This window comes from Rhizobacter koreensis (assembly GCF_013366375.1).
GTDB lineage: Bacteria > Pseudomonadota > Gammaproteobacteria > Burkholderiales > Burkholderiaceae_C > Schlegelella_A > Schlegelella_A koreensis.
The window spans coordinates 97,684-112,911 of sequence record NZ_JABWMJ010000008.1 but is presented as its reverse complement, the minus strand read 5'-3'; the positions used below and the strand labels follow the sequence as shown (position 1 = coordinate 112,911).

Below are 15,228 nucleotides of genomic sequence, written 5' to 3'. Positions count from 1 at the left end.
GCTCGTAAATCTCCTGTAGCGGTTGAAGGGAAGCTCGGTTCAGTTGACCTTGATATTGGCGTCGCGCACCACCTTGCCCAGGCGCGCCATCTCCGAACGGATATGCGCTGCGAACTCCTCGGGCGTGGAGGTGGTGACCTCGCCGCCGAAGGCGGCCAGGCGCTCGCGCGTTTCGGGCAGTGCCATCACGTCCAGCACCGCCGTGTGCAGGCGCTCGATCACCGGCCGCGGCGTGCCCGCAGGCGCCAGCAGCCCGACCCAGGCGGTCGACTGGAAGCCCGCATAACCGGACTCGGCCACCGTGGGCAGCTCGGGCAGCACCGCGAGCCGCTTCAGGCTCGTCGCCGCCAGCGCCTTGAGCTTGCCGGCCTTGACGTGCGCCGTCGACGACGACACGCTGTCCACCAGCACCGGCACCTGGCCGGCGATGACATCGCCCACCGCCGGCGCACTGCCCTTGTACGGGATATGCAGCATGTCGATGCCCGCGGTGGCCTTGAAGAGTTCGGCCGCCAGGTGCGTGGAGGTGCCATTGCCCGACGAGGCGTAGCTCAGCTTGCCCGGCTGCGACTTGGCCAGCGCCACCAGTTCGGCGAGGCTGTTCACCGGCACCGCCGGGTGCACCGAGATGACGTTGGGCACCGCTGCGAGCAGGCTGATGGGCGCGAAGTCGGCCACCGGGTCGTAGGCGAGCTTGCCGAACAGCGCCAGGTTGGCGCCGTGCGTGGCGTTGAAGCCGATGAACAGCGTGTAGCCGTCGGCTGGCGAGCGCGCCGCCGCCTCGGCGCCGATGTTGCCGCCGGCACCGCCCTTGTTGTCGATGACGATCGGCTGCCCGAGCCGGTCGGCCAGGCGCAGCGCCAGCGCGCGCGCCACGTTGTCGAGCACGCCGGCCGGGGTCGACGGCACGATGATGCGCACCGGCTTGTCCGGATAACGCGTTTGCGCCCAGCCCGCGTGCGGCATCGCCAGGGCGAGCATGGTACCGGCGGCCATGAGGATCATCCGTCTGCGCATGGCGCTCGCTCCTTCGCGGTGACGGCGGCACGTTGCCGCGCGAAATCGATGAACCAGTCGAGGCTCGCCGGGTTGGCCATCGCGTCGCGATGGGCCACCTTCTCCGCCGGCTGGCCCAGCAACAGCTTCTTCAGCGGCACCTCCAGCTTCTTGCCGGTGAGCGTGCGCGGGATCTCGGGCGCCTCGATCACGTCGTTGGGCACATGGCGCGCCGACAGCTGCCCGCGGATCGCGCCCTTGATGCGGTCCACCAGCCCCGGCTCGAGCGCGCAGCCCGGCCGCAGCGTCACGAACAGCGGCATCCAGCTCTCGCGCCCGAGGTACTCGAGGTCGACGACCAGGCTGTCCGTCACCTCGGGCATCGCCTCCACCACGCGGTAGAGCTCGCTGGTGCCCATGCGCACGCCGTGGCGGTTGATGGTGGCGTCGCTGCGGCCGTAGATGACGGCGCCGCCGCGCGGCGTGATGCGCAGCCAGTCGCCATGACGCCACACGCCGGGGTAGACGTCGAAGTAGGTCTCTTGCAGGCGCTTGGCGCCGGAGTCGTTCCACAGGTACAGCGGCATCGACGGGATCGGCGCCACGCAGACGAGCTCGCCCACCTCGTCGACCAACTCGCGCCCGGCCTCGTCCCAGGCCTGCACGTCGGCGCCGAGGCAGCGCGCCTGCATCTCGCCCACGTGAACCGGCAATGTCGGCACGCCGCCGACGAAGGCGCCGGCGAAGTCGGTGCCGCCGGACATCGGCGTCAGCCACACGTCGCGGCGCACCTGCTCGTACACCCAGCGGTAGCTCTGCGGCGCCAGCGGCGAGCCGGTGGAGCCGATGGTGCGCAGCCGGCCCAGCGCCGCGAGTCGGCGCGGTTCGATGCCGTTCTTCTCGCACATCGAGAAGAACGCCGCACCGGCGCCGAAGAAGTCGAGGTTCATCTCGCCGCAGAAGCGCCACAGCGTTCCGTAGTCGGGCCAGGCCGGGTTGCCGTCGTAGATGCACATCACCGCGCCGACCAGCAGCGCGGCAACGTTGAGGTTCCACATCACCCAGCCGGTGGTGGTGTACCAGTGGAAGCGGTCGCCGGGCAGCACGTCGTTGTGCAGCGCCATCGTCTTGACGTGCTCGATCAGGATGCCGCCGTGGCCGTGCACGATGGCCTTGGGCAGGCCGGTGGTGCCTGAGGAGTACACCACCCACAGCGGATGGTCGAAGGCCAGCGCCTCCACCCGCAGCGGCGTGGCGCGCGCGATCGTCTCGGCCCAGGCCACGCCGCGCAGCCAGGCCTGCGCGTCGGCGGCTGCATCCAGGTAAGGCACGAGCACAAGCCGCTCCACGCTCGGCAACGCCTGCAGCAGACTGGCGACGATCTCGCGCCGGTCGTGCGCCCGGCCGCTCCAGCGGTAGCCGTCGACGGCGATCAGCACCTTGGGCTCGATTTGGCGGAAGCGGTCGACCACCGCAGCCGTCCCCATCTCGGGCGAGCACAGCGACCACACGGCGCCGATGCTTGCCGCGGCCAGGAAGGCGGTCACCGCCTGAGGGATGTTCGGCAGGTAGGCCGCCACGCGATCGCCCGGGCGCACACCCTGCTCGCGCAGCCACTGGGCGAGCGCGGCCGTTTCGCATTCCAGACGCTCCCAAGAGACTTCGTCTCTCGCGCCGGCTTCGTTGCGGAACATCAGCGCCGGACGCTCGCTGCTGCGCTGGCGGAAGATCTGGTTCACGTAGTTCGTGCGCGTGTTCGGAAACCAGCGCGCCCCGGGCATCGAGCGCTCGGCCAGCGCCGGTGTCCGCTCTCCCTCCAGTGGCAGGTCGAAGTATTCGACCAGTGCACCCCAGAACGCGTCGATGTCGCCGACCGACCAGCGCCAGAGCGCCTCGTAGTCGGCAAAACGCAGGCCCTTCTCGCGCGCGAGCCAACCCTGGAAAGCGGTGATGCGGGCCGCTGCCGAGCGCTCGGCAGCGGGCTGCCAGATCAAGGAAGTGTCGTCATCGACGGTCATGCTGCCGCACCAGCAGATTGCATGGGTTCCATGTCACTCGAACAACTGTTAGTTTGATTCTTGCCGACCCTAGGGTCACCACGGAGGCTCGATCCGTTGACGCGTCGGACCGGGCTTGTTAACGTGGTCGCTCACCCTGAACGCGCGTTCCGATATCAGAACACCCATGGAGACACTGGAATCGCGGGCTGTGCCGCTCGACGCATCGGCGGCCGCGCTGGCCGATGCGCCAGCGCGGGCCGACGCGGCACCGATGTCGCTGTCGCGAGTGCTGACCCTGCTTCGACTGCTGGCAGCCCAGCCTGCCGGCCTCACGCTCGCGCAGCTGTGCCCGATGCTCGGCGCACCGAAGACCAGCGTGCACGCGCTGCTGCGCGGGCTGCTCAGCGAGGGCTATGTGCAACGCGACGGTGTGATGCATCGGCTCGGCCCGCAGTCCTTCGTGCTCGGTGCCGCCCTGGTATCGGCGCGCTCGCTGGCGGCGATGGCAGTGCCTTTCCTGCACGCGGCGCAAGCGAGGTCGGGCGAGACGGTGGTGTTGGCGGTGATCGACAGGTCCGCCCGGACGCTGACCTACGTCGAGGTCGCCGAAAGCCAACAGCTGGTGCGCTATTCGGTGCCCGTGGGCACCACGCGGCCCCTGTACGCCACGTCCGCCGGTCGGGTGCTGCTGGCGCACCAGGATCCGGCCTGGCTGGCCGAATACCTGCGGACGGTCGAGCTGCGTCCGCTGACTGCCAAGACCCTGACCGACCAGCGGCAGCTCGCCCGCGTGATCAAGCGCACGCGCGAGCAGGGCTGGGGTTCGACGCTCGGCGAGGTGACGTCGGACGTCGCCGGCTTTGCAGCCCCGGTGTTCGAGCACGACGGCCGCGTCGACGCCGCCATCATCGTGGCTGCGCCGCTCGACCGTGGCCGCGCCGCCGCCCAGCGGCTCACGGCCGCGGCGCAGGAAGCCGCGGCCGGGCTGTCCAAGGCGCTGGGCTACGCGGCCCGGCATTCACCGGCTCCTGGAAAGGCGCGCGAAACCGCATGAGCAACGAACTCCTCTACGAAGTCAGCGACGGCATCGCCGTCATCACCATCAACCGCCCCGAGCGCAAGAACGCGATCAACCGCGCCGTGCGCCAGGCCATGTTCGAGGTCTGGCCGCGCTTCGAGGCCGACGAGTCGGCGCAGATCGCGATCCTGACCGGTGCAGGCGACACCTTCTGCGCCGGCATGGACCTGGTCGAAGCCGCCGACACCGCGCTGCGCATCCCGCCGCGCAATTTCATGCCCGTGCTTGGCGAGACCATCGAGGTCACCAAGCCGGTGATCGCGGCCGTGCAGGGCTACGCCTTTGCCGGCGGCTGGCTGCTGGCGCAGATGTGTGACCTGTGCGTGGCCGACGAAACGGCCAAGTTCGCCATCACCGAAGGCCGCGTGGGCCGCGGCATGCCCTGGGCTTCACCGGTGATCCACATGCTGCCGCAGCGCATTCTGATGGAAGTGGCGATGACCTGCGACCCGTTGTCGGCCCAGCGCGCCTACGAGCTCGGCTACGTCAATCGGGTCACGCCACCGGGGCAAGCCCTGCAAGGCGCCAGGGAGCTGGCCGCACGCATCCTCGTGAACGCGCCGCTCACGGTGCGCGGCGCCAAGGAAATGGTGCGCATGGCCACCGAGATGGGCCGCACGGCGGCACTGCGCGCGTCCTGGCGGGCCTTCGACGCCGTGTATCTCAGCGAAGACGCGCTGGAAGGGCCGCGCGCCTTCCGCGAGAAGCGCAAGCCGCAGTGGAAAGGACGTTGACATGATTGCGAACACCTCCTACTCGCCCCTCTCACCGCTGGCACGAGCCTCCATGGCCGTCGGCCGCGTCGGCAGCGCGCCCGGCCTCACCGCCGCGCTGGCGGAGCGCGCCGCCGCGTGGCGGCACGAGGCGCTGGACGCCGACGTGCGCGAGCTCGTGCGCCAGTGCGTGCTCGACTGGATCGCGGTGTGCCTGGCCGGCGCCAACGAACCGCTGACGCGCATGCTCGCCGAAGAGGCGCGCGAACAGGGCGGGCACGCGCAGGCCACGGTCGTCGGCCAGGGCTTCGCGACCAGTTGCCGGCAGGCGGCCCTGGTCAACGGCGCTGCTTCGCACGCGCTCGACTTCGACGACGTCAACATGAGCTTCAGCGGCCACCCGAGCGTGGTGCTGGTGCCGCCGCTGCTGGCCCTGGCGGAGGCGCGCGGCGCCAGCGGGCCGGAGTTCATGGCCGCCTTCGTCGCCGGCTACGAAACGCTGTGCCGCATCGGCGCGGCCGTCTCGCCAGGCCACTACGCGGCGGGGTTCCATGCTACCGCCACGCTCGGCACCTTCGGCGCCGCGGCCGCCTGCGCGCACCTGCTCGGCCTGCGCGCCGACGACACCGCGGTGGCGTTGGGCATTGCGGCCACCGAGGCGGCGGGCCTGAAGTCGATGTTCGGCACGATGTGCAAGCCCTTGCACGCTGGCAAGGCGAGTGCCGACGGGCTGCTGGCCGCGCAGCTGGCGGCGCGCGGCTTCACCAGCCGCGTGGACGCGATCGAAGCCAGCCAGGGCTTCGCATCGACGCATGGCCCCGACTTCCATCCCGATGCGGCCTTGCGCGACCCTGCATGCGGGCTCTACCTGCGCCAGAACCTGTTCAAGTACCACGCCGCCTGTTATGGAACGCATGCGGCCATCGAGGCCGCACGCCAACTGGCCGAGCGCCACGAGCTCTGTGCCGACGATGTGATGAGCGTCATCGTGCACGCGTCCGCCGTCAGCGACGGGGTGTGCAACATCGCCGATCCCCGCAGCGGCATCGAAGCCAAGTTCAGCCTGCGCCACACGGTCGCGATGGCGATTGCCGGCGTGGACACGGCTTCGTTGGCGAGCTATTCGGACGAGCAGACTGCCGACCCCGATCTGCAGCGCTTGCGTGACCGCGTGCGCGTGGAGCTGCACGCCGATTGCGCCGAGCTGACCAAGACCGAAGTGGTGATCAGGACGAGCACTGGCGCCACGCTGCGCCAGCGCCACGACGCCGGTGTGCCGGCCTCGGACCTGCGTGCACAGCGCGCGCGGCTGGAGTGCAAGTTCCGCTCGATGGCAGCGCCGGTGGTAAGCACCGAGGCGTGCGAGGAGCTGATCGGGTTGGTGGACCGCCTCGACGAACTGCCCGACCTGTCGCCGCTGGCCGGGCTGCTCGCCGGCGTGCCCTTCGACGCAGCCCGGCACTGAGGCAGCGATGAACTTCCTCGACGAAGAGCGCCAGGCCTGGAAGGACTCGGTCCGCCGCTGGCTCGACCGCGACGTCGGCCGCGAGTACGTGCGCAAGTGCGACATGGACCGCGCCTTCCCCTACGAGGCCTACGAGAAGGCGGCCCAACTCGGTTTTCACCGCCTGCTGGTACCGGAGGCCGACGGCGGAGATGGCGGCGACGTGTTCTCCTACGCGCTGATGTGCGAGGCGCTGTCGGCCTACGGCGTGGACTTCTCGGTGGCCATCGCCGGCGGCATCTTCACCGCGATGAACTTCTCGCTGCACGGCACCGAGGATCAGAAGCAGCGTTTCCTGCAGCCCTTCATGCGCGGCGAAGTGCGCTTCCCGATCTCGATGTCGGAGCCCGGCGCGGGCTCCGACGTGGCCAACGTGCAGACGCGCGCTGAAGCGGACGGCGATCACTACGTGCTCAACGGCCAGAAGCTGTGGTGCAGCGGCGCGGCCAACCGCGGCGCCGTGATCCTGATGCTGGTGCGCACCGCGCAGACCCCCGACAAGCGCGACGGTCTGAGCGTCTTCATCGTTCCGAACGACCTGCCGGGCCTCACGATCCGGCCGCTGCAGACCCTGGCGCGCCGCTCGGTCGTGACCACCGAGATCTTCCTCGACAACGTGCGCGTCCCGGCGTCCAACATGCTGGGCGCCCCGGGCGAGGGCTTCAAGATCATCGCCGGCGAACACCTGGCGCTCGAGCGCGTGGCAGTGGCGGCCAGCTACGTCGGTAACGCCCAGGGCGCGGTGGACGATGCGCTGGCCTACGCCAAGCAGCGCGTGCAATTCGGCAAGCCCATCTTCGACTTCCAGGTCATCCGCCACATGCTGGCCGACATGCAGACGCAGACCGACGCGGCGCGACTGCTCACCTACCGGGCTGCCGACCTGGCGGCGCGGGGCCTGCCCTGCCGCAAGGAGGTGGCGATGGCCAAGCTGTTCGCGTCGGAGACGCTGCAGACCGTGAGCCGCCAGGCGGTGCAGATCTTCGGTGGCCTGGGCACAACGCCCGAAGCCGATGTCGAGCGCTACTTCCGCGAGGGCATGCAGGCCACCATCGGTGGCGGTACCTCGCAGATCCAGCGCACGATCATCGCGCAGGAACTGCGCGTCTGAAGCAAGCAGCCTCCATGGCAGACCCCGTGGCTCTTCCGAGTGTGCAGGCGCTGGCGGCGGCCACGGTGGTGCTGGTGCGCGATGGGCCGCAGGGCCTCGAGGCCCTCATGGTCGTGCGTCACCACGAGATCGACTTCGCCCGCGGCGCGGCGGTGTTCCCGGGCGGCAAGGTGGACGCGGCCGACCGTGCCGCGCTGCTGCGCCAGCATGTCCCATCGGGCGTGCACTTCGTCGAGGACGACCTCGTGCTGCGCATCGCCGCCGTGCGCGAGGCCTTCGAGGAGAGCGGCCTGCTGCTGGCGCGCCGCCACGGGCGGCTGCTCGACGCCGCGGCGCTCGGGGATCTGTGGCAGCGCTGGCACGAGCGCATTGCCGCGTCGGCCGAGGCCTTCGTCGACATGGTGCACGGCGAGGGCCTCGAACTGGCGCTCGACCTGCTGCAGCCGTTCGCGCACTGGGTGACGCCGGAGATTTCTCCCAAGCGCTTCGACACCTACTTCTACATCGCCGAGGCGCCGCCCGGCCAGGTGGCCGCGCACGACGGCCGCGAGGCGGTGGACTCGTTCTGGATCCATCCCCACGACGCGCTGCGCGACTGCGCGGAACGGCGCCGCGTCATCATCTTCCCGACCCTGTGCAACCTGGCGCTGCTCGGCAACAGCGCCAATGCCGCCCAGGCCCTGGCCGCCGCAAAGGCGCGCCCGGTGCAGCGCATCCAGCCCACACTGGGCTTGCACACCGACGGGCGGCGCATCCCGGTGCTTCCGGCCGACAGCGGCTATCCGGCGCTGTCGGCGGCGTTGATGGACCTGGTCGCACGCTGAACCCGAACCAAGCGAGGCAGAACACATGGAGACCCTGGGCATCGGCCTGCACTTCGAGGACCTGCCGCTCGGCCGGCAGTTCCGCACCGTCGGGCGCACCGTCACCGAGGCGGACATCGTCAACTTCTGCTCGTGCACCGGCATGACCGAGGTGCTGTTCACCGACCTGGAGTTCCTGCGCACCGAGTCCGACATCAAGGGCCGCGTGGCCCCCGGTGCGCTGGCCTACACCTTCGCCGAAGGGCTGCTCGTGCACGCCACGATGCAGCACACGGGCTACGCGTTCCTGGAGATGGACTTCAAGGTCCATAACCCGGTGTTCGCCGGCGACACGCTGCACGTGGAGTGCGAGGTGATCGAAGCGCGGCGCAGCAAGAGCCGCCCGGGCCGCGGCCTCGTGCGCACGCGCAACCGAATCGTCAAGCAGGACGGCACGGTGGCGATCACCTACACGCCGCTGCGCATGATCAAGTGCCGCAGCGAGGCGGCCGTGTGATGACGGCGCTCGGCGCCGGCACGAGCAACGCGCCGGCCTTCGCCCTCGGCGAAGAGCAGCGCCAGATCCGTCAGATGGTGCGCCGGCTGGCGCGCGAGCGTGTGGCGCCGCGCGCCGACGCCATCGACCGCACGGCCGAGTACCCGCAGGACATGTTCGAGCTGCTGCGCGAGGCCGGGCTGTTCGCGATCCCGTTCCCGGCCGAGTACGGCGGCACCGGCAGCATGCTGTCGGCCGCGGTGGCCATCGAGGAGCTGGGGCGCGTCTGCTACAACACCGCGTACCTGCTGGTCGTGCAGTGGGTGCCCTTCGGCGCCATCCTCGCCGCCGGCACTGAGGAGCAGAAGCAACGCCTGCTCGGGCCGCTGGCCGCCGGCCAGTTGCGCGGTGCCTTTTCCACCACCGAGCCGCAAAGCGGCTCCGACGTCGCCGGCATTCGGACGCGCGCGCGCCGCTGTGAGGGTGGCTACCGCATCAGCGGCTCGAAGATCTGGTGCACCAACTCGCCGGTGGCCGACTTCGTGCTCGTCGCGGCCAAGACCGGCGAGACCGACACGGCCGGCGCGATCAACCTGTTCATCGTCGAGCGGGGCAGCAAGGGCTTCACGGTCGGGCGCCACGAGGACAAGATGGGCGCGCGCGGCGTGCCCTCGTGCCCCTTGTTCCTCGACGACGTGTTCGTGCCCGAGGCCAACCGCATCGGCGAAGACGGGCGTGGCTTCAAGGCGGTGATGGAGGCGTTCAACAAGAGCCGGCCGCTGATCGGTGCGCGCGGCGTGGGTCTGGCCCAAGGCGCCATCGACCTGGCCATCGGCTTCGTGCAGGGCCGCGTTACCTGGGGCCGCGCAGTGAGCGAGTACCAGGGCATCCGCTGGATGCTGGCGGACATGGCCACGCAGACCGAGGCCGCCCGGCAGCTGGTCTACAGCGCCGCTGCGGGGGTGGACGCGGGCCTGGCCGGCACCGCCCTGGCCCCGGTGGCGGCCATGGCCAAGTGCTTCGCCACCGACACCGCGATGCGCGTGGCCACCGACGCGGTGCAGTTGTTCGGCGCAGCCGGCATCTCGGCCGATGTGCCGATCAACCGCTACTTCCGCGACGCGAAGGTGCTGCAGATCATCGAGGGCACCAACCAGATCCAGCGCAACATCATCGGCGACAGCCTGCTGGGAAAGGTGAGGCGCTGAAGGGGCGCGGCCATCGGCCGCGGACCCTTCCCCCATGTCACTCTGGCATGACCGACACCACCACCGCGTTGCGCTCGACCGTCTGCCCGACGCGGCAATTCACCGCCACCACCGTGCCGGCGCAGTCCGCGGTGATGCGCATCTCCATCTTCATCGACTCGAGGATCGCGACCACCGTACCCTTGTCGACGCGGTCACCCGGCGCGACGTTGACCTTCAGGATCAGCCCCATCATCGGCGCCTTCACGTCGCCGCTGGCCTGTGCCGACGCGCTGATGTAGGACAGGTACGGCACCGCCTTCAGCGCGTGCGTGCCACGGCCGTCCTGCACGTGCAGCATGTCGCCGTCACGGTGCACGGTCACCAGCTCGCGCAGGCCGTCGGCAATGGCCAGGAAGCGGCCCTCGCCGCCAGCCGGTTCGAGCCGCAGGCGCAGCCGTGCGGTGCCGACCCCGATGAGCAGGCTGCCGTCGCGCGCCACGGGCCCGAAGCGGATCTCGGCGCTGGCGCCGTCGGAGGCCTCCACGTGCAGGCTGGGCACCGGTGCCAGGCCATCGTCGCCGCTGTTCAGCTGCCAGCCGCTGCCGACCCAAGCGGCCCACGGGCTGCGGGCGCTGCCGGCACTGTCACCTCGCTCGCCGCGCAGCCAGTGCATGGCCCCGATGGCCAACGTTCGTTCGTCGTGCTCGGCCTTGCCCAGCGCCCAGCCCTCGATTTGCTCGTCGATCAGCCGTGTGTGGAAGGTCGCCTTTCGCGTCTCGGGCAGGTCGATCAGGCGCTGCAGGAAGCCGATGTTGCTGGTAACGCCGAAGACCCGTGTGTCGTCCAACGCTCGCTCGAGCCGGTCGAGTGCCTCGTCGCGCGTCGGCGCGTGCGTGATCAGCTTGGCCAGCATCGAGTCGTAGTACGGCGTCACCTCGCCGCCCGATTCGACGCCGGTCTCCACGCGCACGCCCGCGCGCGGAAAGCCGACGTGCGACAGCCTCCCGGTCGAGGGCAGGAAGTTTGCCGCCGGATCCTCGGCACAGATGCGCGCTTCGACCGCGTGGCCGCTGATGTGCACGTCCTCTTGAGCCAGCGGCAGGCCCTCGCCCGAGGTGATGCGCATCATCAGCTCGACGATGTCCAGGCCGGTGATCGCTTCCGTCACAGGGTGCTCGACCTGCAGCCGCGGGTTGACCTCGAGGAAGTGGTAGTCCTTCTCGCCGACGATGAACTCGACCGTGCCGACGCCGCGGTACTTCAGCCGCTCGCCCAGGCACACCGCGTCGGCCGCCATGCGGTCGCGCATGGCCGCGCTCAGGTTGGCGGCAGGCGCCTCCTCGATCACCTTCTGGTGGCGGCGCTGCAGCGTGCACTCGCGCTCGAAGAGATGGATGACCTTGCCCTGGCCGTCGCCGGCGATCTGGATCTCGATGTGGCGGCCCCGCCGGATCAGCTTCTCGACGATCAACCCGGCATCGCCGAAGGCGTTCTTCGCCTCGCGCATCGCCGACTCGATCTCTTGCGCCAGGCCGTCCATCGATTCGATGCCGCGCATGCCCTTGCCGCCGCCGCCCGCGGCGGCCTTCAGCATCACCGGCAGGCCGACGCGCCGCACGGTGGCGGCGATCTCGGCGGGGTCGGTGCTCGGCGACTGGCTGCCGGGCACGATGGGAACGCCGGCCGCACCGGCCTCGCGTTTGGCCGCCGCCTTGTCGCCCAGGCGCTCGATGACTTCGGGCGTCGGGCCGATGAAAACCAGCCCGGCGGCCTCGACCGCGCGCGCGAACGCCGCGTTCTCGGCCAGGAAGCCGAAGCCGGGGTGGATGGCCTGCGCGCCAACCGACTTCGCGGCAGCAATCACCGCGTCGATGCGCAGGTAGCTCTCGGAGGCCGCGGCAGCGCCGATCTCGACGGACTCGCCGATCTCGCGCACATGCAGCGCTTCGCGGTCGGCAGCCGAGTGCACGCCCGCCACCGCCACGCCCAGGCGACGGCAGGTGCGGGCGATGCGGCAGGCGATCTCGCCGCGGTTCGCAATCAGAATCTTCTTGAACATGGTGCTGCGCCCGCCTTACATCCGGAACACGCCAAAGCGCGAGGGCACCGCCGGCACGCGGCCGGCCAGGTCGAGCAGCATCGCCATCACGTCGCGCGTTTCGGCCGGCTCGACGATCAGGTCGCACCAGGTGTTGCGCGCGAAGTTGTAGGCGTTGGCGAAGTCCTCGAAGGTCTTGCGCACCGGCGCCTTGTAGGCTTCGCGCTCGGCGTCGGTCCAGCTCGTGCCGTCGCGCTTGTGCTGGTCGTCCTTGACCATCGCCAAGGTGGTGGCGGCCTGGTCGGGGCCCATGATCGCGGCACGGCCGTTGGGCCACATCATCATCGCATTGGGCTTGAACGCGCGGCCGCACATCGCGAGGTAGCCCGCGCCGTAGGAGCCGCCGATGATCAAGGTGTACTTGGGCACGTTGGCGCAGGTCATCGCGGTGATCATCTTCGCGCCGTGCTTGGCGATGCCGGCCTCCTCGGCCTCGCGGCCGACCATGAAGCCGTTGATGTCGGCCATGAACAGCAGCGGGATGTCGCGCTTGCAGCACAGGTCGATGAACTGCGTGGCCTTGAGCGCGCTCTCGGAGAACAGCACGCCGTCGTTGCACAGGATGCCGATGTCGAAGCCCTGGATGCGCGCGAAGCCGGTGATCAGCGTGTCGCCGAAGTCGGGCTTGAACTCGTGCAGGTCGCTGCCGTCGATCAGGCGCAGCACGATCTCGCGGTTGCTGGTGGGCACGCGCGGGTCGGCGCTGACGAGGCCGTAGATCTCGCGCGTGTCGTGCAGCGGCTCGCGCGGCTCGGCCACGTCGCGCCGCTGCTTGGGCACATCGCCCAGGTGGCCGACCAGGTCGCGCAGGATGGCGATGGCGTGCGCATCACTCTCGGCCAGCCGGTCGGTGACGCCGTCCTCGCGGTTGGCGCGCTCGGCGTCGGCGGGCGCCGGCACGGCACTGCCGAAGGCCAACGCACCGCGCTCGCGCACCACGACCACCTCGTCGCACATCGCGGCCACGAACGCCGCCGCATCCGCCGCGGGGCCGTGCACGCTGCAGATCTGCGCGATGCCCTCGCGCGACATGCGCGTCTGGTTGTACAGGATCGAGCCGAACTGGCCCTCGTCGGCGAACACACCCTGCCTGGCGCCGGGCGGCTGCGCGCCGGGCTGCAGCATCGTCACGCACGGCAGGCGGTGCTGCCACGCGAAGCGCTGCGCGCGCACGTGCCGCTTGCAGGTATGGGCGTTGTAGGCGCCGTCGTTGACCGTGGGATCGCTGGCGATGACCATGCATGGCCGCCCGGCGATCATGCCCACGCCGGTGACGACGCCGGCACCGGGTGGATCGTCGCCGTACAGGCCCTCACCAGCCAGCTGGCACAGTTCAAGGAAGGGCGAGCCCGGGTCGAGCAAGGCGCTGATGCGCTCGCGCACCAGCATCTGGCCGCCGTCGCGCAGCTGCTGGCGGGCCGCGGCCGAGCCGGCCGCCAAGGCCGCGGTGCGGCGCGCGCGCAGATCGGCCACGCGGGCCTCGTAGGCCACGCGGTTGGCCTGCAGCTCCTCGGGGCTGGCGGTGATGGCGGATGCCAGGATGCTCATGGCGCCGCCCGATCCATGCCGACAGAAAGCGTCGGGGACGTTGGCCGGGTAAAGAAATGCATGTCGTTCAGCATGTGCGTCGGGAGATTGGGGACTGCCGGCGATCGGAGATCAGGGCCGCATTGCGCGTACGGCAGTCACACCGCTAGAATACCAAACATTTGTTAGGTCCACAATTTTCAGCTCGCCCATGACATCGCCAGCAACGTTAGACACCCTCCGCGACGAGCGTTTTGCCCGGCGCGAGCAGGCCTACCGCCAACTGATGGCCCGCCTGAGCGCGCGGCTCGACGAGGCCCTGACCGGCGGCAGCGAGAAGGCGCGCAAACTGCACAAGAGCCGCGGCCAGATGCTGCCGCGCGAGCGCGTGCAGGCGCTGCTCGACCCGGGCTCGCCCTTCTTCGAAATCGGCCAGCTCGCCGGCGCCGACCTGTATGAGGGCGTGCCCCCCGGCGCCACGATGATCACCGGCGTGGGCCGGGTCTGCGGCCGCTGGTGCATGCTGCTGGTCAACGATGCCACCGTGAAGGGGGGCACCATGTTCGGCATGACCACCAAGCGCCACACGCGGGCGCAGCTGTTCGCGTGGCACCACCGGCTGCCCTGCATCACGATGGTCCAGTCCGGCGGCGGCTTCCTGCCCGACCTGGCCAACATCTTCCCCGACGAGGGCCAAGCCGGCTCGATCATGTACAACCAGGTCAAGATGTCGGCCGAGGGCATCGCGCAGATCGCCCTCGTGCACGGCCCCTCCACGGCCGGCGGGGCCTACATCCCGGCGCTGTGCGACGAGGTGGTCATCATCCGCAAGCAGGGCGCCATGTTCCTGGGCAGCCCGCAGCTCGTGTTCGCCGCCACCGGCGAGGTGATCGACATCGAGCCGCTGGGCGGCGCCGAGATGCACAGCCGCCTGAGCGGCGTCACCGACCACATGGCCGACGACGACGAGCACGCGCTGGCCATCACGCGGCGAATCGTCGAACACCTGGGCGAGCCGCCGCGACTGCGCTGGACACGCGCCGAGCCCGAGCCGCCGCTGCACGACCCGCAGGAACTGGCCGGCCTGGCCGCCGTCGGCGCGGTCGAAGGCGCCGACTGCCGCGACATCCTGGCACGCCTGGTGGACGGCGGCCGCTTCCAGGAATTCAAGCAACTGCACGGCGAGACCCTGGTCTGCGGCTTCGCCCGCATCGAAGGCTTCGAGGTCGGCATCGTCGCCGGCCACGGCCTGCTCACCGCGCAGGCCGGCGCCAAGGGCGCGCACTTCGTGCAGCTGTGCGGCCAGCGCGACATCCCGCTGCTGTTCCTCGTCGACTCCCCCGGCTTCGCCGACAGCAGCCAGCCGGGCCAGGCCAACGTCGGCCGCCACGGCGCCAAGCTGCTGAACGCGGTGGCCAACGCCGACGTGCCCAAGTTCACCGTCATCACCGGCCGCGCCCACGGCGCGGCCTACCACGCGCTGGGTGGCCGGGCCTTCAAGCCCAACGCGCTGCTGATGTGGCCCGGCGCCCGCGCCTCGGCATCGCCCGATGCGCCCGACGACGAGGCCGGCGCGCTGAACTGGGCGCGCCAGCTGTGGTGCGATGCCATCGTCGAGCCCGAGCGCACCCGTGCGGTGCTGGCACAACTGCTCGACGTCGCGGGCCGCCTGCCCTCCCAGCCCGCGGCCTACGGCGCTTTCCGCATGTAGC

General features: G+C 70.3%; 12 protein-coding genes. 8 read left to right on the top strand and 4 right to left on the bottom strand.

Annotated elements, in window-relative coordinates; genetic code table 11:
• Positions 1-39: 39 nt before the first annotated feature.
• Positions 40-1,017: a Bug family tripartite tricarboxylate transporter substrate binding protein gene (locus HQN59_RS17050; protein ID WP_246294982.1), complete on the bottom strand. Its 978-nt coding sequence runs from the start codon at positions 1,015-1,017 to the stop codon at positions 40-42.
• On the bottom strand, positions 1,002-3,014 hold the full coding sequence (locus HQN59_RS17045) for an acetoacetate--CoA ligase (protein WP_176070323.1): 2,013 nt from the start codon (positions 3,012-3,014) through the stop codon (positions 1,002-1,004). The genes HQN59_RS17050 and HQN59_RS17045 overlap by 16 nt, the downstream gene beginning before the upstream one ends.
• Before the next feature lie 166 nt (positions 3,015-3,180).
• Here HQN59_RS17045 and HQN59_RS17040 point away from each other — a divergent pair, with 166 nt between their 5' ends.
• The 7 genes from HQN59_RS17040 to HQN59_RS17010 are packed head-to-tail and all read left to right on the top strand — an operon-like array spanning position 3,181 to position 9,909.
• On the top strand, positions 3,181-4,050 hold the full coding sequence (locus HQN59_RS17040; protein WP_246294981.1) for an IclR family transcriptional regulator: 870 nt from the start codon (positions 3,181-3,183) through the stop codon (positions 4,048-4,050).
• Positions 4,047-4,808 carry an enoyl-CoA hydratase-related protein gene (locus tag HQN59_RS17035; RefSeq protein ID WP_038200750.1) on the top strand — a complete coding sequence of 254 codons (762 nt, stop codon included), beginning with the start codon at positions 4,047-4,049 and terminating at the stop codon, positions 4,806-4,808. The genes HQN59_RS17040 and HQN59_RS17035 overlap by 4 nt, the downstream gene beginning before the upstream one ends.
• A gap of 52 nt (positions 4,809-4,860) precedes the next feature.
• Positions 4,861-6,252: an MmgE/PrpD family protein gene (locus tag HQN59_RS17030; RefSeq protein ID WP_176070322.1), complete on the top strand. Its 1,392-nt coding sequence runs from the start codon at positions 4,861-4,863 to the stop codon at positions 6,250-6,252.
• Between the two features lie 7 nt (positions 6,253-6,259).
• Complete coding sequence (locus HQN59_RS17025; protein WP_176070321.1) at positions 6,260-7,402, top strand: acyl-CoA dehydrogenase family protein; 1,143 nt, start codon at positions 6,260-6,262, stop codon at positions 7,400-7,402.
• Between the two features lie 26 nt (positions 7,403-7,428).
• The gene (locus tag HQN59_RS17020; protein ID WP_176070320.1) at positions 7,429-8,226 is read left to right on the top strand and encodes an NUDIX hydrolase; all 798 of its coding nucleotides are present in this window, start codon (positions 7,429-7,431) and stop codon (positions 8,224-8,226) included.
• 25 nt (positions 8,227-8,251) lie between these two features.
• Positions 8,252-8,722 carry a MaoC family dehydratase gene (locus HQN59_RS17015; RefSeq protein WP_176070319.1) on the top strand — a complete coding sequence of 157 codons (471 nt, stop codon included), beginning with the start codon at positions 8,252-8,254 and terminating at the stop codon, positions 8,720-8,722.
• Positions 8,722-9,909 carry an acyl-CoA dehydrogenase family protein gene (locus HQN59_RS17010; protein ID WP_176070318.1) on the top strand — a complete coding sequence of 396 codons (1,188 nt, stop codon included), beginning with the start codon at positions 8,722-8,724 and terminating at the stop codon, positions 9,907-9,909. Before HQN59_RS17015 ends, HQN59_RS17010 begins: the two co-directional genes overlap by 1 nt.
• Before the next feature lie 37 nt (positions 9,910-9,946).
• Here HQN59_RS17010 and HQN59_RS17005 read toward each other — a convergent pair whose 3' ends face one another.
• Entirely contained in the window at positions 9,947-11,950 is a 2,004-nt protein-coding gene (locus HQN59_RS17005) for an acetyl/propionyl/methylcrotonyl-CoA carboxylase subunit alpha (RefSeq protein WP_176070317.1), read from the bottom strand.
• A 15-nt stretch (positions 11,951-11,965) separates the two neighbouring features.
• Positions 11,966-13,537 carry a carboxyl transferase domain-containing protein gene (locus HQN59_RS17000; RefSeq protein WP_176070316.1) on the bottom strand — a complete coding sequence of 524 codons (1,572 nt, stop codon included), beginning with the start codon at positions 13,535-13,537 and terminating at the stop codon, positions 11,966-11,968.
• A 190-nt stretch (positions 13,538-13,727) separates the two neighbouring features.
• Between HQN59_RS17000 and HQN59_RS16995 the strand changes: the two genes are divergently transcribed.
• A complete protein-coding gene (locus tag HQN59_RS16995) occupies positions 13,728-15,227 on the top strand; it encodes an acyl-CoA carboxylase subunit beta (RefSeq protein ID WP_176070315.1) in 1,500 nt (499 codons plus the stop codon).
• Position 15,228 lies beyond the last annotated feature (1 nt).

Bases quoted from the DNA above. Each gene is read 5' to 3' on its own strand.
- HQN59_RS17015 (WP_176070319.1), top strand. From the start codon at position 8,252: ATGGAGACCCTGGGCATCGGCCTGCACTTCGAGGACCTGCCGCTCGGC.
- HQN59_RS17035 (WP_038200750.1), top strand. From the start codon at position 4,047: ATGAGCAACGAACTCCTCTACGAAGTCAGCGACGGCATCGCCGTCATC.
- HQN59_RS17040 (WP_246294981.1), top strand. From the start codon at position 3,181: ATGGAGACACTGGAATCGCGGGCTGTGCCGCTCGACGCATCGGCGGCC.
- HQN59_RS17025 (WP_176070321.1), top strand. From the start codon at position 6,260: ATGAACTTCCTCGACGAAGAGCGCCAGGCCTGGAAGGACTCGGTCCGC.
- HQN59_RS17000 (WP_176070316.1), bottom strand. From the start codon at position 13,537: ATGAGCATCCTGGCATCCGCCATCACCGCCAGCCCCGAGGAGCTGCAG.
- HQN59_RS16995 (WP_176070315.1), top strand. From the start codon at position 13,728: ATGACATCGCCAGCAACGTTAGACACCCTCCGCGACGAGCGTTTTGCC.
- HQN59_RS17030 (WP_176070322.1), top strand. From the start codon at position 4,861: ATGGCCGTCGGCCGCGTCGGCAGCGCGCCCGGCCTCACCGCCGCGCTG.
- HQN59_RS17045 (WP_176070323.1), bottom strand. From the start codon at position 3,014: ATGACCGTCGATGACGACACTTCCTTGATCTGGCAGCCCGCTGCCGAG.
- HQN59_RS17010 (WP_176070318.1), top strand. From the start codon at position 8,722: ATGACGGCGCTCGGCGCCGGCACGAGCAACGCGCCGGCCTTCGCCCTC.
- HQN59_RS17005 (WP_176070317.1), bottom strand. From the start codon at position 11,950: ATGTTCAAGAAGATTCTGATTGCGAACCGCGGCGAGATCGCCTGCCGC.
- HQN59_RS17050 (WP_246294982.1), bottom strand. From the start codon at position 1,017: ATGCGCAGACGGATGATCCTCATGGCCGCCGGTACCATGCTCGCCCTG.